Origin of the sequence: Antricoccus suffuscus, assembly GCF_003003235.1 — a bacterium.
Lineage (GTDB): Bacteria > Actinomycetota > Actinomycetes > Mycobacteriales > Antricoccaceae > Antricoccus > Antricoccus suffuscus.
In genome coordinates this window covers 579,294-595,883 of record NZ_PVUE01000001.1, presented here as the reverse complement: position 1 = coordinate 595,883, position 16,590 = coordinate 579,294, and the positions used below count along the sequence as shown (strand labels likewise).

Annotated in this window: 16 protein-coding genes; 11 read left to right on the top strand and 5 right to left on the bottom strand. The window is 64.1% G+C overall.

Annotated features, from left to right (window positions below; genetic code table 11):
* The first annotated feature begins 199 nt into the window (after nt 1-199).
* The gene (locus CLV47_RS02815) at nt 200-1,138 is read left to right on the top strand and encodes a type IV toxin-antitoxin system AbiEi family antitoxin domain-containing protein (RefSeq protein ID WP_170110933.1); all 939 of its coding nucleotides are present in this window, start codon (nt 200-202) and stop codon (nt 1,136-1,138) included.
* On the opposite strand, the gene CLV47_RS02810 is transcribed toward CLV47_RS02815, so the two are convergent.
* A complete protein-coding gene (locus tag CLV47_RS02810; protein ID WP_238145178.1) occupies nt 1,135-2,685 on the bottom strand; it encodes a glycerol-3-phosphate dehydrogenase/oxidase in 1,551 nt (516 codons plus the stop codon). The two genes, CLV47_RS02815 and CLV47_RS02810, sit on opposite strands and share 4 nt — an antisense overlap.
* A 116-nt stretch (nt 2,686-2,801) precedes the next feature.
* On the opposite strand from CLV47_RS02810, the gene CLV47_RS02805 reads away from it, so the two are divergent.
* The gene (locus CLV47_RS02805; protein WP_106347450.1) at nt 2,802-4,028 is read left to right on the top strand and encodes an arginine deiminase; all 1,227 of its coding nucleotides are present in this window, start codon (nt 2,802-2,804) and stop codon (nt 4,026-4,028) included.
* Here the strand turns inward: CLV47_RS02805 and CLV47_RS02800 are convergent.
* Nucleotides 4,015-4,929: a DUF5926 family protein gene (locus CLV47_RS02800; protein WP_202862343.1), complete on the bottom strand. Its 915-nt coding sequence runs from the start codon at nt 4,927-4,929 to the stop codon at nt 4,015-4,017. The two genes, CLV47_RS02805 and CLV47_RS02800, sit on opposite strands and share 14 nt — an antisense overlap.
* 106 nt (nt 4,930-5,035) lie before the next feature.
* Here CLV47_RS02800 and CLV47_RS02795 point away from each other — a divergent pair, with 106 nt between their 5' ends.
* The 4 genes from CLV47_RS02795 (at nt 5,036) to CLV47_RS02780 (ending at nt 10,725) form a co-directional block, all read left to right on the top strand.
* A complete protein-coding gene (locus CLV47_RS02795; RefSeq protein WP_106347449.1) occupies nt 5,036-5,416 on the top strand; it encodes a DUF3054 domain-containing protein in 381 nt (126 codons plus the stop codon).
* A 47-nt stretch (nt 5,417-5,463) separates the two neighbouring features.
* Nucleotides 5,464-7,095 (top strand): long-chain fatty acid--CoA ligase, encoded by a 1,632-nt coding sequence (locus CLV47_RS02790; protein WP_106347448.1) that lies wholly within the window; start codon nt 5,464-5,466, stop codon nt 7,093-7,095.
* A 140-nt stretch (nt 7,096-7,235) separates the two neighbouring features.
* Nucleotides 7,236-8,867, top strand: coding sequence for a sensor histidine kinase (locus CLV47_RS02785; protein WP_106347447.1), 1,632 nt, complete (start codon nt 7,236-7,238; stop codon nt 8,865-8,867).
* 40 nt (nt 8,868-8,907) lie between these two features.
* Nucleotides 8,908-10,725, top strand: a complete 1,818-nt coding sequence (locus CLV47_RS02780) for a glycosyltransferase (protein WP_106347446.1) — start codon at nt 8,908-8,910, stop codon at nt 10,723-10,725.
* A 2-nt stretch (nt 10,726-10,727) separates the two neighbouring features.
* Here CLV47_RS02780 and CLV47_RS02775 read toward each other — a convergent pair whose 3' ends face one another.
* Nucleotides 10,728-11,120: a response regulator transcription factor gene (locus CLV47_RS02775; RefSeq protein WP_106347445.1), complete on the bottom strand. Its 393-nt coding sequence runs from the start codon at nt 11,118-11,120 to the stop codon at nt 10,728-10,730.
* Between the two features lie 138 nt (nt 11,121-11,258).
* Here CLV47_RS02775 and CLV47_RS02770 point away from each other — a divergent pair, with 138 nt between their 5' ends.
* On the top strand, nt 11,259-12,254 hold the full coding sequence (locus CLV47_RS02770) for an ATP-binding cassette domain-containing protein (protein WP_106347444.1): 996 nt from the start codon (nt 11,259-11,261) through the stop codon (nt 12,252-12,254).
* Nucleotides 12,251-13,087, top strand: coding sequence for an ABC transporter permease (locus CLV47_RS02765; protein WP_106347443.1), 837 nt, complete (start codon nt 12,251-12,253; stop codon nt 13,085-13,087). The genes CLV47_RS02770 and CLV47_RS02765 overlap by 4 nt, the downstream gene beginning before the upstream one ends.
* A gap of 46 nt (nt 13,088-13,133) precedes the next feature.
* Here CLV47_RS02765 and CLV47_RS02760 read toward each other — a convergent pair whose 3' ends face one another.
* Together CLV47_RS02760 and CLV47_RS02755 are read right to left on the bottom strand one after the other, a co-directional pair.
* Nucleotides 13,134-13,460, bottom strand: a complete 327-nt coding sequence (locus tag CLV47_RS02760) for a rhodanese-like domain-containing protein (RefSeq protein WP_106347505.1) — start codon at nt 13,458-13,460, stop codon at nt 13,134-13,136.
* Nucleotides 13,461-13,551: 91 nt separating this feature from the next.
* Nucleotides 13,552-13,776, bottom strand: coding sequence for a hypothetical protein (locus tag CLV47_RS02755; RefSeq protein ID WP_106347442.1), 225 nt, complete (start codon nt 13,774-13,776; stop codon nt 13,552-13,554).
* 190 nt (nt 13,777-13,966) lie between these two features.
* Between CLV47_RS02755 and CLV47_RS02750 the strand changes: the two genes are divergently transcribed.
* From CLV47_RS02750 to CLV47_RS02740, 3 genes are all read left to right on the top strand, one after another.
* Entirely contained in the window at nt 13,967-14,641 is a 675-nt protein-coding gene (locus CLV47_RS02750; RefSeq protein ID WP_106347441.1) for a winged helix-turn-helix transcriptional regulator, read from the top strand.
* Between the two features lie 25 nt (nt 14,642-14,666).
* A complete protein-coding gene (locus CLV47_RS02745) occupies nt 14,667-15,020 on the top strand; it encodes a DUF488 domain-containing protein (RefSeq protein ID WP_106347504.1) in 354 nt (117 codons plus the stop codon).
* A 95-nt stretch (nt 15,021-15,115) separates the two neighbouring features.
* The gene (locus CLV47_RS02740; protein WP_106347440.1) at nt 15,116-16,531 is read left to right on the top strand and encodes a DHA2 family efflux MFS transporter permease subunit; all 1,416 of its coding nucleotides are present in this window, start codon (nt 15,116-15,118) and stop codon (nt 16,529-16,531) included.
* Nucleotides 16,532-16,590 lie beyond the last annotated feature (59 nt).

The following is a 16,590-nucleotide window of genomic DNA, read 5'->3' as shown; positions in this document are numbered from 1 at the left end:
GTCCATACCTGTGATCGGGTGCCCCACATGCACTGCTAGCTCGTGTCTCATATCTGGGTGGACTTATCGTGTCTCACATCAACCGAGACTGGACAGCGCTATGGGAGCCCTTTCTCTACACATGAAATCGATTCGAGGTTATCCACAGGCGCCACGCGACCGGTTGTGCCGGCGAACTCCAGCCGTCAGCCTCATTCGTATGACATCCCGAAGGCTCGTCCCCGGCCCGATCGCCAACCTCGCCCGCCAGCAGGCAGGGGTCGTGAGTACGGCGCAGTTGCGGGCTAACGGTATGACCAAGACGCAGATTGCCCGCCTAGTAGGCGATGTGTGGCAACGGATCGACAAGGGCCTCTACTACACGAACACCAGCGATGTCCCATGGAAGGCCCTCGTATGGGCAGGCTATATCGCCGGCGGCGATGACGCCGTGGCGTGCGGACGCACCGCGGCACGACTGTTCGGTCTGATTGATGACGACGAGCGTCCGATAGTGATCATGGTGCCGCGCGAGCGATCACCACAGCGAAGGTGGTTCGTCGAGTACCGGCGCGCAACGGTCGGAATCCGTCGTACCCAGACGCGGCAAGGGATCCGTTGCACTTCAGTTGCCGACACGGTGCTCGACGTGTGCGCCTCAGGCACAGTCCAAGACGTGGTTGCGCTGATCTCGCGCGCGATTCAGCAACGTTTGACCAGCGGGCGTCAGCTTGCGGCCGCGATGGATCGCAGGCGTGCGGTGAAGTTCCGCCCCGAGATCATCGCAATGATCAGCGACGCGGCCGACGGTGCGCACAGTCCTCTTGAGGTCGAGTACCTGCGTAAAGTCGAGCGAGCGCACGGGCTGCCGAAAGGTAGGCGTCAGCGGCACGCCGGCAACGCCAAGCAATGGGTCGATGTCATCTATCGCGCGTACGGACTGATTGTCGAGCTCGACGGTGAGGCCACGCACCGCCGTGCGGCATTCCGTGACCGGACCAGAGACAACGCCAACGCGAAGGTCGGCTGGACGACCCTGCGCTTCGGCTGGCACGAGATCATGGCCGACCCGTGTGGCGTCGCCGCGCAGATCATCGAGGCCTTGATTGCTCGTGGCTGGAGGGGAATTCCGGCCCAGTGCTCGACGTGTGCTGCTTAGACGGCGTGTGCGAGCAGACTGGTCGCGACCTCGAGCGCTTCAGCGCGTTGACCGTCGACCAGGCCGAGGCGGGTACGCCGATCGACGAGGTCTTCCGGCGTCATCGCGAGCTCGTTTTGTACGCCGAACACCAACTCGGCGCGGGTCACCGGCGAACCGGCTACGACAGGTGCGGCAAGATCCTTGTTGTCCGCGGCGAGCGCGACGAGCTGTTCGGCCTCGACGCCGTATCGATCGATGAGCCGCTGCGGCGCCTTGATCTCGGCGAGCCGATCACGCGAGGCGGCGCCGACCAGTGGCAGCGCACGGGTCTGGCAGTCTGCGGCCCAAATCCCGGCGATCTCCACCGCCTTGTCGACTGCTTCCTCGGCCATCTTCCGGTACGTCGTCAACTTGCCGCCGACGATAGTAAGAGCACCGGTATCCCCAATGCTGATCTGGTGCTTGCGAGAGAGGTCGACCTCGACGCCCTCGTCATCGATGGTGACCGGGCGCAGACCCGCGAACTGACCGACGACATCGTCGCGAGTCAAGGCGACCTCGAGCGCCTTGTTTGCCGTGGCTAGCAGGAAGTCGACGTCATCCGCCGTCGGCTGGACTCGTGCGCCGATGTCATCGACGAGTACGTCGGTCGTCCCGATGTACGTCGTGCCATCGCTCTGTGGCAGCACCGAGACAAGCTCGTGGAAGGTCCCGTCGACCGGTACGACGAGCGCGGCACGCGGATCGCGAAGCGTGCTCGTCGGCACGATGATGTGACTACCGCGCCGCGCACGCAAGCGGACACCGGGTTCGAGCTTGCCAGCCCAGACGCCGGTCGCGTTGACTACCGACCGCGCGTTGATACGCGTCTCGAGCCCGGTCAGCTCGTCGCGCACCTGGGCGCCGTCACCAGCAATCCATCGCGCCGTCACGCGGGGCAGGATCTTCGCGCCGTACGCCGCCGCCGTACGCGCGACCGCGATCACCAGTCGGCAGTCGTCCTCAAGCTGCCCGTCGAACGACAACAGCCCACTGTCCGCGCGCACCGTCGGGAATAGCAGCTTGGCCTCCGCGCCGGAGATACGCCGCGGCGCAGGCAATAGCGATTTATTAGTGCGCACCGACGCGCGCAGCAGGTCGCCCGCCTGGAAGCCGAGGCGAGCGAGTCGACGGCGTTTGGCGGGGATATCGGCAAGGTCGGGCATCAGCATGGGCAGGCTGCGCACCAGATGTGGCGCCGTGCGTTCCATCAGGATCCCGCGCTCGGTGGCCGACTCGACGGCTACGTTGATCTGCCTGCTGGCGAGGTAACGCAGCCCACCGTGGACCAGGCCGCTGCTGTAGGAGCTAGTCCCGGAGGCGAGGTCGGACTGCTCGACGAGCACCGTGGACAGCCCGCGGCTGGCCGCATCGAGAGCGACGCCGGCGCCCGTGATCCCGCCGCCAATGACGAGTACGTCGATCGTCTCGCCGGATGCAAGCGAGTCGAGATCGCGCTGTCGGCGATCAGCGGTCAACGATGGCCAGTGCAGGGACACGATATTTCGGCTTTCAGTGATGCCCACGGGGGAGCGTGGCGTGCTAGCAATAGCGCTAACTATAGCAAGCATTTGGCGGCGCTGCCGCGACGTTATCACCGCAAATGGCCGCGCTATTGGACCCAAGTCGGTACGTTGAGCAAATGACCTCGCGACCCCTCGACCCGTACGTCGACAGCGAAGTCGGCCAGCTGCGCGCAGTGCTCCTGCATCGCCCAGGCACGGAGCTTTCCCGGCTCACGCCCCGTAACAACGATCGGTTGCTCTTTGACGGGGTGCCTTGGGTCGCCCGCGCCCAGGAGGAGCACGACGCGTTCGCGGAACGGTTGCGTGAGCATGGCGTTTCGGTGTACTACCTCGCTGATCTGCTCACCGACGTGCTCGAGCTGGCGGCCGCGCGAACGGACACTATCGACGCGGTACTGCGGGATCCGCGACTCGGCGACGACCTTGGCGCCGTCGTACGTTCGCACCTCGGCGGGCTGCATCCCGACCAGCTGAGTGAAGTGCTGATCGGCGGGATGCTGCGTTCGGAGCTGCCCGGCGGCGTCGGTCTCCCCTACGCGCTGCTCGGCGACCAGGACTTCGTCGTCGATCCGCTGCCCAACGCGCTGTTCACCCGCGACTCATCGGTGTGGCTGCGCGAGCAGGTAGCGGTGACGTCGCTGGCGATGCCGGCTCGACAGCGAGAATCGTCCCTGACCGGCGCGATCTACGCCCACCATCCGATGTTCAACGACCCTGAGCTGCTGTTCGCGCCGGACCTCGAACCGCTCGAAGGCGGCGACGTACTGCTGCTTGGACCCGGCGTACTCGCTGTTGGTGTCGGGGAGCGTACGACGCCCGCCGGCGCCGAACGGCTCGCCCGTCAAGCCTTCGCCCGTGACCTTGCCGATCAGGTGCTCGTCGTACCCATTGCTCAGGACCGCGCCACGATGCACCTCGACACCGTCTGCACGATGGTCGATCGGGACGCCATGATCGTCTACCCCAACATCGCCGATGGCCTGGTCGCCTACACGCTGACCGCGCCGGATGGTCCGATCGGCCGGCTTCGGGTGGACGGTCCGCAGCCGTTCTTGGTCGCCGCCGCGGAAGCGCTCCAGGTCGACCGGATCCGCACCATCGACACCGGGCTGGATCAGGTCGGCGCGGAGCGCGAGCAGTGGGACGACGGCAACAACACGCTCAGCATCGCACCCCGCGTGACAATGGCGTACGAACGCAACCACCACACCAACCGGGCTCTTCAAGAAGCGGGCATCGAGGTCATCGAGATTGCCGGTTCGGAGTTGGGCAGCGGCCGCGGTGGGCCGCGGTGTATGAGCTGCCCCATCGTCCGCGACCCCTTGAGCTCTAGCGGAGCGTGACCTGGCGGCCGATGATGCCGGCGCGGCTGCGGCGTTCGGCCTCGTTGAGCGGATCGGTGACCGCGAGCGCCTTCTCTACCCGCGCGAGCAGCTGCTCGGCAGGCTTCTCGAACTCGCTCGGGTGCGCATCGATTGACACGTCCCAGACCGGCACGAGCAGGCCGTGGGCCCGGAACTGGCCGGCGAACTTCGTGTCCTCGCCGAGCGTCAGCTCCCCCGCTGCCGAGAGTCGGGCCAGGGCATCGAGCAGCGCGTCCTCGTCGTACGGCATCGGCCACCGCACGTGCGCCTTCGGACCCGGCGCGCACCAGTACGCCGCCTCGACCGAGCTCAGCCGCGCGGTCGGGAACACCGTCTCGTTAGCGCGCTGCATCGACAGCTTGACGTCTTCGCTCTGCGAGTCCAGGTCCTCCACCCAGAAGGAAAAGTCCTCATGCACCGTGACCTGCGGCGCGTCGTCGGACAGTATCTCGGCGAGCGTCGGACCAGAGGCCGGCGCGGCCTCGTAGTCCAGCAGCGTGCCGGGCTCGGCCTCCATCGCGCGCAGCAGCGCATGTGCGATATCGCGGCCGGCATCTGGCGACGGGATCGTGGTTTGCGCGGCAAGCACGACCCGGCCGTCATCGCGGACCAGCGCCGGCACCGCCATCGGCAGCACGGTGCCGAGCTCGACCTTGCGATCGGCGTACTTCGGGTCACGAAGAGTGAGCGGAGCAGTCGCGGCCGGGACCAACTCACGCAACGCGACCCAGTCGCATTCACCGGGTACGCCGGCAAACGGTCGCGCCACCATCGGACGCAGATCGCGCTTCGTGCGCACCTTCTCGGTCACGTCACCGTTCGATATCGACCGGGCGTGGGCCTGGGCATTCTTCTTACGGCGTTCGGACTTCTTGCTCACATCGGATCCTTTATCAAGCGTGGTACGGCGTCGCGCGGGGCTGTTGGTGCATCAGCGAGAGTACGTCGTCCGCCGCCCGCGTCGGCGTAGGACATAATCTTGCCGCATGCCTGCTGTTGTCGTTTTCTTGGTCGACGTCATCCTCGTCGCGGTGTTTGCCACGATCGGTCGGATCAGCCACGCCGAAGGACTGTCGCTGGCCGGGGTCGCGGAGACTGCCTGGCCGTTCCTGGCGGGTGTCGTACTCGGCTGGATCGTCGCGCACTCCTGGAAGCGTGGCGCGCCGCGCACTGTCGTGGAAGGAATTCCAGTGTGGGCAGTCACGGTCATCGCCGGCATGCTTTTGCGGCACGCAGTCGGGCAAGGTACGGCGACCGCATTCATCATTGTCGCGACCGTGACGTTGGCCGTATTCCTGCTGGGCTGGCGATTTGTCGCGCGGCTTATCATTACTAAACGCACATCGTCGCGACCGTCCTCTGCATAAGCACCCGGGGCGACGGCGCATACCGGCTACGTCGAACAGGTGATTACATGCAAGGACTGATGCAGGACTACCCGCTTACGCTGGTCAACATCTTCCATCGGATGGAGCAGCTCTACCCCGATCACTTGATCATCACGGGTGGGCCGAAGCCGAGCCGGTTTACGTATGCCGAGTTCGCCGACCGCACCCGCCGGCTCGGTTCGGCGCTTGACACCCTCGGGGTGTCCGCGGACGGTCGCGTCGGATCGTTCTGCTGGAACCATGTGCAGCACCTCGAGCTCTACTACGCCATCCCGTGCACCGGCCGCGTCCTGCACACCCTCAACATCCGGTTGTTCCCTCAGCAGCTCACCTATATCACCAACCACGCCGAGGACGAGGTCGTCTTTGTCGACCGGTCCCTGCTGCCGGTCCTGCTGCCGCTGATCGACACGTTCACTACGGTCCAGAAGTACGTCGTAATCGACGACGTCCCCGAGGGCGCCGACGGTCCGGAAGTCCCTGACGACGAGCGGTTTATCGACTACGAGGAACTCATTGCGGACCAGCCGCGCGCCGACTTCGACATCAAGGACGAGAATCAGGCAGCCTCGATCTGCTACACCTCGGGCACCACGGGCAACCCCAAGGGGGTCGTCTACAGCCACCGCTCGATGTGGCTGCACGCCTCGGCGTCGACCTCGACCGCGGGCACCGACGTAAAGCCGACCGACACGGTCATGCCGATCGTGCCGATGTTTCACGCCAATGCGTGGGGTTTCTGCCACTCGGCGCCGATGGTCGGCGCCAACATCGTCTTCCCGGCCTCGGACATGACCCCAGCGGGCGTCGCGCGGCTGATCGAAGACGAGAAAGTCACTCTTGCCGGCGGCGTACCCACCATCTGGCAAGGCATCGTGCCGTTGTTCGACCAGTTCGACTTCTCGCATCTCGACCGCATCCTGTGCGGTGGATCCGCCGTACCGGCCGCGTTGATCGAGGCGTGGCGTCCCGTCGGCGTCCTCGTCTGGCAGGCCTGGGGCATGACCGAGACCAACCCGGTGGCCACCGGCGCGATCATCGATCCACGCGACCAAGGCAAGTCCGAGGATGAGCTGCTTCCGCTGCGGGCCCGCGCCGGTACGCCGTTCCCCGGCATGGAATTCCGCATCGTCGAACCGGACACGATCAATCCACTTCCCTGGGACGACACGACGACCGGCGACCTGCAGGTCCGTGGGCCATGGGCCGCGCGCGAGTACTACAGGCCAGATGCCGGCGTCACCCTTGTCACCTCGGATGGCTGGATGTCGACCGGCGACGTTGCGGCGATCGACCCGTTCGGGTCAATCAAGATCGTCGACCGCACCAAGGATCTGGTGAAGTCCGGTGGTGAGTGGATTTCGTCGGTGGACATCGAAAACCTGCTCATGGGTCATCCCGCCGTACGCGAAGCCGCGATCGTCGGGATCCCCCACCCGAAATGGGATGAACGACCGCTGGCGTGCGTCGTACTGGCCGAGGGCAAGAGCGCCACGGCCGAGGAACTGCTCGACTTCTTGCGGCCGAAGATCGCCAAGTGGTGGATGCCCGACGCCGTCGAATTCATCGACGAGGTCCCGAAGACCAGCGTCGGCAAGTTCTCGAAGAAGGACCTGCGGACCCGGTTCGCGGACTACAAGCTGCCCGGCGTCGAGTAACCCACGCCGCGCCGCCCGTGACTGGCTGCCCCAACCGGTCTCTGGACACGGATCAAATATCGCGCTGTACTGGCAATTTGAGGTACGCCGTCACGTAGCCTAGTGCTGTGCTCGGGTCACTATTAAATCGATATACGCAAGTGACGTATATCGAACAGCCGCGTCGCGCCGACGTGCACCAGACCATCTTCCTGATCCCGCTCGCGCTGGTGCTGATCACTCTCGGGCTGTTTCGCACCGACCTGTTCCTCGGTACGCAGTTCCTCGTGGGGGTTGGGATTTTCGCGGTGGCGACGGGCGCGGCCTTCTTGGCACCGTGGAAGGAGTTGCCGCTTCGGTACGTCGCCATCGTCCCGACACTGGACTTCATCGCCATCGGCCTGTGTCGCGATGCGGGCGCGAACCAGACGACGACTCTCTCGCTGTTGTGCTTCTTCCCGGCCGTGTGGCTGGCGCTGTTATTCGAGTCGCGGGGCGTCATTCTCGCGACGGCGTTCACCGTGCTCGCGGCGACCATACCGTCGCTGCTGCGGATGACCGAGTCGGTAGACCCGTTCATCGTCATTCGTCAACTTTTGCTGCCATTGGTGATCATGCTCGTCACGGCGATGCTCGTGCTGGCCCGCGCCAAATACCTGGCTCAGCGGCGCGAGCTCACCGACCAGGCACATGACCTGCATTTCTCACTTGCTGAGACCGAGCGCAACGCGCGGCTACTGGACAACGTCATTAACAGCGTCGGTGTCGGGATCGTCGTCGTCGACGCGGACGGCAACGATGTCATCCAGAACCGAGCACAAGAGCCGATCCATGCGCTCGCCTCCCCGCCGGACAATCCGGACCGGACGGAGTCCGGTCACCACATCTACCACCGCGACGGCATCACTCCACTCGTTCCCACGGCGCGCGCGGTCTATCGCGCGATTCAAGGCGAGACCTTCAGTGGGCTGACGATGAATGTCGGTAAGCCCGGCAGTGACCAGAGGGTCGTCTCGGCGGCCGCGCAACCGATGGTCGACGCCAGTGGAGAGCGCGAGGGCGCCGTCATCGTCTTCAATGACATCACCGACATGTCGGAGCTCGCGCGCAACCGAGAGGCCTTCGTATCGGCGGTATCGCACGAGCTGCGTACGCCGATCACCTCGATCGTGGGCTACCTCGACCTTGTACGAGACAATCCGGAACCGAGATCGGACGAGACGAACAGCTATCTCGAGGTGATCAACCGCAATGCCGAGCAGGTGCTCCGGATCATCGAAGACCTCCTGACATCGGCGCAGGTGATCAACGGAAGTATCCAGCTTAAGAAGGTGCCCACCGACATCTCGGCTCTCGCACGGGCAACTGTCGAATCCGCGCGAGTGCGTGCCGATGCCCGTCACATTGCACTCCAAGCAGAAACAGTCGACTTGCCGAAGAGCGCCGTAGACCCGGCCCGGATCGCTCAGGTGCTGGACAACCTCGTGTCTAACGCGATCAAGTACACCCCCGAGGGCGGCAAGGTCACGGTCCGGACCTTCGCCGACGCCGCGGCAGGCACCGCGAACGTCGAAGTGCAAGACACCGGCGTCGGACTGTCACAGGCCGACTTGGCCAAACTCTTTACACCGTATTTCCGTACCAAAGCCGCTATCAACAGCACGCTCCCGGGGGTAGGCCTCGGACTAACGATCTCGAGGCGCATCGTCGAGGCGCATGGCGGCGTCCTCTCGGTCGAGTCGACACCCGGGATTGGGACCACCTTTACCATCGGTCTGCCATGCGGCGACTAATCCGAATCGCGTCACACCGACGCCGTACCTCAGGGCATTAATGAAGAACCTCGTCCTCGTTTTAGTTGGCGTCGTGTACGGCGTCGCGGCTTTCCTGCTCTTCTGCGAGACCGGCGTGTTCGGCCAGTTGGGCGAAAACCGGTGGCGTGACGCCGGCCTGCTGCTCGTCACGTTTACGGCGGCCTGCGCGCTCACCTACATCTCGATGCTGCTCATGGCGTACCTACGCCGCCAGGGAAACTCGACCGGCGATCCGCTCGACTTCGAGTGGCATCTGATGATCCCCTGTCGCGATGAAGAGAGCGTCATCGCCGCGACTGTCTCGGCCGCCCGTACGTCGTTTCCCCATGCACACGTCTGGGTCATCGATGATGCCAGCGAGGACCAGACTGCCGCGATCGTGCGTGGTCTCATGGACTTCGACGTACGCGTGCACCTCATCTCACGGGTCGCGCCCAATGCCAGGATCGGCAAGGGCGAGGCACTCAACAGCGCGTACCGGATCGTCGGTGAGTACGTCGGGCACGAAACGGACCGCAGCCGGGTCATCGTCGGCGTACTCGACGCCGATGGCTACCTGTCTGACAACGCGCTGGAGTACATGGCCGGGCCGGAGTCGTTCGGCGACCCGGGCGTCGGCGCCGCGCAGCTCGAAGTCTGGATGAAAAACCGAAATGACCGGCGGCCAATGCCGGGGCGCGGCCGATGGGCCAACCTGGTCGGTCGTTACCTCGTGCGGATGCAGGATGTCGAGTTCCGGACTACCAACTCCGCGATGCAGGTGCTGCGCGTCGAAGCAGGCAGCGTCGGCATGGGCGGCAACGGGCAGTTCACCCGACTGGACATTCTCGACGCGCTGACCGAGAAGCACGGCAATCCCTGGGGCCGGAAGCTGTGCGAGGACTACGAGCTCGGCCTGCACATCCTCGCCATGGGCGCTAAGAACCACTACGTCCGCGAGGCGCACGTCTCGCAGGAGGCGCTGCCCTACGTGCGCCGGCTACTGACCCAACGGACCCGCTGGGCACAGGGAATCATGGAGTGCGCGAGCCTGCTGCCGGTGCTGCGCCGCAGCCGCAAGATGCGATTCGCCGGCCTGCTGGAGATCCACTACTTCATGGCGCTGCCGCTGATCATGGTGATCAACCTGCTCATGGTGCCGTTGTTGACCTGGCTAGCAATCCGCGAGCATCAGTTCAATTTCCTGTCCGGCAGCACTCTGACGATGACGATCGTCGCGATGCTGCTGTTCCTTATCCTGCCGTACGCCGCATGGGGCCCGATCTATCGCAAGATCACCGACGAGGACTTCGGGATCATCGCCAGCATCTTTATCGGCATCGGCGCTCTCTTCTACGCCTATTTCACCTACTTCTACTACCCCAGGGCGATTGCGCGGATGCTCAGCGGACGAACGGCATGGGCTAAGACGAAACGCAACGCCGATGGCATCACCCCGCTCGCCGTACCCGCGCTGGAAGGCCTCGACTCGCTGGCCCTGGTCAACCGCAGCGTGATCGAAGAGCTCGCCGGCGAACTGGACGAGCGCAACGACCTGGCGCTGGAGTTTGTGTCCGGGTTCGCGATCATGTGGCCGACGCGGCTCGCCCGCATCAGGGAAGCCGTTGGCGCCGAGCACTTCGAGGCCAGCCGCGACGCGATCGGCAGCATCAAGGTCTCGTCGGCCATGATCGGCGCGGAGCGTCTCGAGTACGCCGCGGCGCGGATCGGGAACCTCATTGTCGAGGACGAATTCGACGCCTGCCGTCGCGAACTTTCTCGGCTGGAGGAGATCGGCGCCGAGACCGTTCAACTGCTCCGCTCGGATTTTCTCGACGAGATCAAGGGCATGCCCTAGCCCTAGTCCGAGCTACGCGCGTCCTGAGACATGATCTCGGCGAGCCGTTCGCGTAGTGCGCGCGGGCGAAACGGCTTGGTGATGTAGGCGTCCGCGCCGACTTCTAAGCCGAGCGCGGCGTCGTACGGCTCGGACCGAGCGCTAAGCATGACCAGATGCCCGGCGTAGAACTCCCGAAGCTGCCGTGCGACCGCGTAGCCATCCATATCCGGCAGGCCGATGTCGAGAGTAATCAGTGACGGCTCCGAATCACGAGCCTGCGCGATGCCGTCGGTGCCGGTCGCGGCCGATGTGACGTCATGACCCGCCTGGGCGAGTACCACCTCCAGCAGCCGGCGAATATCGTCATCGTCCTCGATGACCAGCGCTTTTAAGGTGCCATTATCCGTAGCCATAGTGCCCAGGCTAACTGGTCACCAAAAATTCCGTCGACGGTTCGGGGCGAACGGCGCAAGAATGGAGAAGAACCGATCTTAACGCGCGGGTAACGTCACAAACCCGAGATCATTGCCGAGCAACGGAGTATTTACCCGATGACATCATCCACCTTGGCTATAGAGACGTCAGGTCTCGTCAAACGATTCGGAGACAATGTCGCCGTCGATGGCGTCGATCTGAGAGTCGAGTCCGGCGGCGTGTACGGCGTACTCGGTCCTAATGGCGCGGGCAAGACGACCACGATCCGCATGCTGTCCACGCTGTTGCGCATCGACGGCGGGCAGGCGATAGTGCTCGGCCACGACGTAGTTAAAGAGGCCGACACGATCCGCGGCAAGGTCGCCTTGACCGGCCAGTTCGCTTCCCTGGACGAGGATCTGACGGGCGCCGAAAACCTGATACTGCTCGCCCGGCTCTACGGATACGGCCGTGCAGCTGCGCGTGATCGCGCCGCACAACTGCTGACCGCTTTCGATCTCACTGAAGCCGCCGGACGGCAGGTCAAGAAATACTCCGGAGGCATGCGGCGGCGGCTCGACATCGCCGGCAGCATCATCGTGACACCCGAGCTGATCTTCCTCGACGAACCAACGACCGGGCTCGATCCGCGAAGTCGCAACCAAGTCTGGGAAATCATCCGCGCACTGGTCTCCGGCGGTACGACGGTCCTGCTGACGACGCAATACCTCGACGAGGCCGACCAGCTCGCTAACCGCATCGCCGTAATCGACCACGGCAAGGTCATCGCCGAAGGCACGACCGGTCAGCTGAAGGCGTCGGTCGGTTCGGGAGCATTGCATGTGCGGGTGGCCGACCCGTCGGTTCGCGAAGACGCGGCCCGCATACTCGGCGTAGAGCTTGGCGTAGATGTCACCTACGAAAGCGATCCGGCCGCCCTTTCCGCCCGCATCTCCGATCCCGCCCGGGTCTCGCGATGCCTCGCGGCGCTGCACGGGGCGCGGATCGACGTCACCACCTTCGCCCTCGGCCAGCCGAGCCTCGACGAAGTTTTCTTGGCCCTGACCGGGCACCCCGCCGAGGACGACGAGCCGTCCGAGGCAGACAACGAAACACCGGAGGTCGTGCGATGAGCACCCAGACGCGGGAGAGCGAACTGTCTGTCGAGGCGGTCGCCGACGTCCTTCGCGGTTCGGCCAAGGAGCTCAAGAGGCCATCGCCACTGACGACCTCGCTGGTGTTCGGCTGGCGCGCGCTGTTGAAGATCAAGCACATCCCCGAACAGCTCTTCGACGTGACCATGTTCCCCATCATGTTCACGCTGATGTTTACCTACCTGTTCGGCGGTGCACTGGCCGGCTCGACCGAGGCCTACATCCAGTTCCTGCTGCCCGGCATCCTCGTACAGACCGTCGTCATGATCACCATGTACACCGGTCTGACCCTCAACAAAGATGCCGAGAAAGGTGTATTTGACCGATTCCGGTCGCTGCCGATCTGGCGACCGTCGCACTTGGTCGGCGCGCTGCTGGGCGACCTCTTTCGCTACACGATCGCGTCGGTCATCGTCCTGGTTCTCGGGCTGATCATCGGCTTCCGGCCGGATGGCGGCGTACTCGGCGTCGTTGCCGCGGTCGCGTTGTTGCTGCTGTTTTCGTTCAGCATGTCATGGGCGTGGACGATGCTCGCGCTCATCATGCGCACCGAGACGGCGGTCATGGGTGTGTCGATGATGGTGTTGTTCCCGCTGACATTCGCGTCCAACATCTTCGTCGACCCGACGACCATGCCGGGCTGGCTGCAGGCGTTTGTCGAGGTCAACCCCATCAGCAATCTCGTCACGACATGCCGCGGACTGATGCAGGGCGGACTCGACTACGGTCAGCTCGGGCTGACTTTGGCTTGGTGTGCCGGGTTCGTCATCGTCTTCGGTCCCCTGACGATGCGGCTCTACAACCGCAAGTAGCACGCGCTCCGGCCGGTCGGGCCCTGCGCTTCGCGGAAGCTAGGGGTTAGATGATCGTCGGTGCCGCGTCGCCGTCGGCGACGAGCGGCTTGCCGGCCGCTTCCCAGCTCTTCATGCCACCGTCGACATTGACCGCGTCGTAGCCGTTGTTGTTGAGCCACTCGGTGACCCGGCTCGACCGGCCGCCACCACGGCAAAACACGTAGACCGGATCGCCCTCGGGGACATCACCTAGTCGCTGCGGCACCTCGGCGATCGGGATGTGCGTGACGCCCTCGATATGGCCGGCCTGCCATTCGTCGTCCTCACGTACGTCGAGGATCACGGCATCAGCGGGGAGTTGGTCAACTGTGGTCTCGGGTATCTCACTCATGGAATTGATGGTGCCACCTACCAGATCCGCGCCGGGCCCGGGTCGGCACATTTGAATTGAGCCGGCCCGGTCCCAAGTCTGCGACGGGCGATTAGCCTTCTTTTCCTTCGAGCGCGACCAGTACGCCGGCGAGCGCGAAGTACTTGTTCGAACCGAGGTCACGGATAGTCTTCACGCCGAGCGCGTCGTTGAGTGCTGCGTCATGCTTTTCGGTCAGGCCGGCGAGTGCCGACGGGGGTGCGTCCAGGATGTCCTTCAAAGGCTTGTTTTCGTATGCCTTGTCGAGACCTTTACCAAGGTTGACTTCGACTGCCATGGTTGTTGTCCTCTCTCATGACCCGCGTCAATCGGCGAGCTTGCCGACTGTTATCAGACTCAAGGTCGAGGTGCGGATTTGCAAGCGGTTTGCGATGCCATCACTCAGCACCCTCTCAGGAACATCCGTTGCTTTTTTATACTAAGATGGCCTTGTAGACCCGACGTACCCAACCAAGGGATGAGCAGCAATGCCGACCCACACCCCCATGCCACCGCAGACCCGCAACCGCACCTACGGGCAGTACTGCCCCGTCGCGGCTGGCCTCGACGTCATCGGCGACCGTTGGGTCTTGCTGATCATGCGCGAGCTGGTCGCCCAACCTAGCCGCTTTACCGACTTACGTCGTGCCCTACCGGGCCTCGCCCCCAATCTCCTCACCGAGCGACTGCGTGATCTTCAAGCGGCGGCGCTGGTCGAGTCGGTCGACGTATCCGAGTCGAGCAGCCGCAGCATCTACCAGGTCACCGACAAGGGCTTGAAGATCATTCCAGTTCTGCGCGCCGTCGCGCGGTTCGGTGTGGACTATCTTGACCCCGCGACGACCCCCAACCTCCCCGCCGAAGGTCTCTCGCCGGCGCGTACGGCGCGCGCATTTTTGCTTCCATGGCTCAAACCCGGCGCACCACACATGCGGGTCCGGCTTACCGTCCCGGATGGCTCATCGGCAGATGTCGTGGTCGACGGTCGTCGTACCGACATCACCGACGCCGACCCCGGCGTCGCACCCGACGTCGAACTACGGACCGACGCACTCGCATTGTCCGACGTCCGGCGTACCGGCGCACCGCTTGAGGCCACTCTCGCCGGATCGCCTACCGCTAAGGACAAATTCCTCAAAACCTTCGACCTCGTAATCCAGTAGCCAAACAAGGAAGCGGGTGAGCGCGATGACATTTCAGATCAAGCGGGTGTACGACGACGCGGAGCGCGCCGACGGTGCGCGCGTGCTGGTCGATCGGCTATGGCCACGCGGAATCAAAAAAGAGGCGCTCGGCCTGGAGCTGTGGTGCAAGGACATCGCCCCGTCGGCCGACTTGCGCGCGTGGTTTGACCATCGAGCCGACCGGTTCGGCGAATTCACCAAGCGCTATACCGCCGAACTGGACGAGAATTCCGCGGTGGACGACCTGCTCGAGCTTGAGTCCCAGAAAAAGACGGTGACGCTGCTGTACGGCGCGAAGGATCGCGAACTCAACCAAGCGGTCGTCCTCAAGGACTACCTCGAGAGTGCACGAAAGTGACGTACGGCGCTTTTCCTATCGCATAGCGGATCTACCGCCCGGCAAATTCATTTGGTATATTTTTTATATCAACGTGAATTGCCGAGGGGAACCGCATGGCCCGCACACGTAATGCCAGTCCATGGATCGTCCTGGTCGCGACGGGCCTGTCGGTCTTCGCAGTATTTCTCGACACGACGATCCTGTATGTCGCCTTTCCCAGCATCAGCGCGACCTTCAGCGACGTAAGCCCCGCGGGGCTGTCCTGGGTGCTCAACGCCTACACGATCGCCTTTGCGGCCATGCTCATTCCCGCGGGCCGACTCGCCGATCGCATTGGCCGACGCAAGACCTTCCTGAGCGCGGTCGTACTGTTCACCGTCGCATCCATGCTCTGTGGACTAGCTCCGTCCGTGGAAGTCCTGATCATCGCGCGGCTTGCCCAGGCGATCGGCGCCGCGGCGATGGTGCCGGCCTCCCTTGCGCTCGTCCTTCAGTCATTCAGCAAGGCAAAAATGCCTGTGGCGGTGGCGATCTGGGGATCATTGGGCGGTATCTCCGGAGCCGCAGGTCCGAGTCTCGGCGCTCTCGTTGTTGAGACACTTGGCTGGCGATGGGCATTCTTCATCAACCTGCCCGTCGGCATCATCAGTTTTTTCCTCGGACGGCGAGTGTTGCCCGAAGGCCGCGAGGCGACCCGCGGCAAGCTTCCCGACCCGCTGAGTATCGTGCTGCTGGCCGGCGGCCTCGCCGTACTCTCGTACGGCGTGGTGGAGACCGAGACGTGGGGATGGCTCAGCACCGGACTCGCAGTTACTGTCGTCATCGCGGCCGTGCTGATCACGCTGTTCTTCCTGCGATGCCGGGCGGTGTCGAACCCGGTCCTGGACCTCAGACTCCTGCAGTCGAGGAACTTCCGGTGGGCGAATCTTTCGATGTTTATCTACTCGATCGGGTTCAGCGCGATGTTCCTCGGCAATATCCTGTTCATGACGAACATCTGGGGCTTCTCCATCCTGCAAGCCGGCCTCGGGATCGCGCCGGGACCGCTCATCGTGTTCGCACTCTCCGCGCAGACGGGGCGACTGGCCGCGCGCTACGGCCAGCGGCCGCTGTTGATACTCGGCGGCCTCGTCTGGGGCACGTCCGGTGTGTGGCTGCTGACCCAGGCAACGAGTACGGCGGACTACGTCGGTGTCTACCTTCCGGCGGTCTGCATATCGGCGGTGGGCGTCGCACTCGTCATACCGCAGCTGTCCTCGGCGGCCGTCAAAGATCTCCCTCAAGACCATTACGGTTCGGGGTCGGCCGTCGCGCAGGCAACCCGCAACCTCGGGACAACACTCGGCGTAGCGGTAACGATTGCGCTCGTCGCCGCCGCACCGGCTTTGTCGTCGTTCCACTCAACGTGGTGGGTGCTTGTCGCCAGCGGCGTGTGCGTGACGCTATTCGCCGTGCGCTTGCCCCGGCACGTACATCAGCTGGACCTCGAGCCGGCATTGCCACCCACGCCGGTACCCGCCAGCGACTAACCGGCTAGCGCCTATCGATCGGGCGACAACTTCTATCGACCCAGTTCAGCGGGACCAAT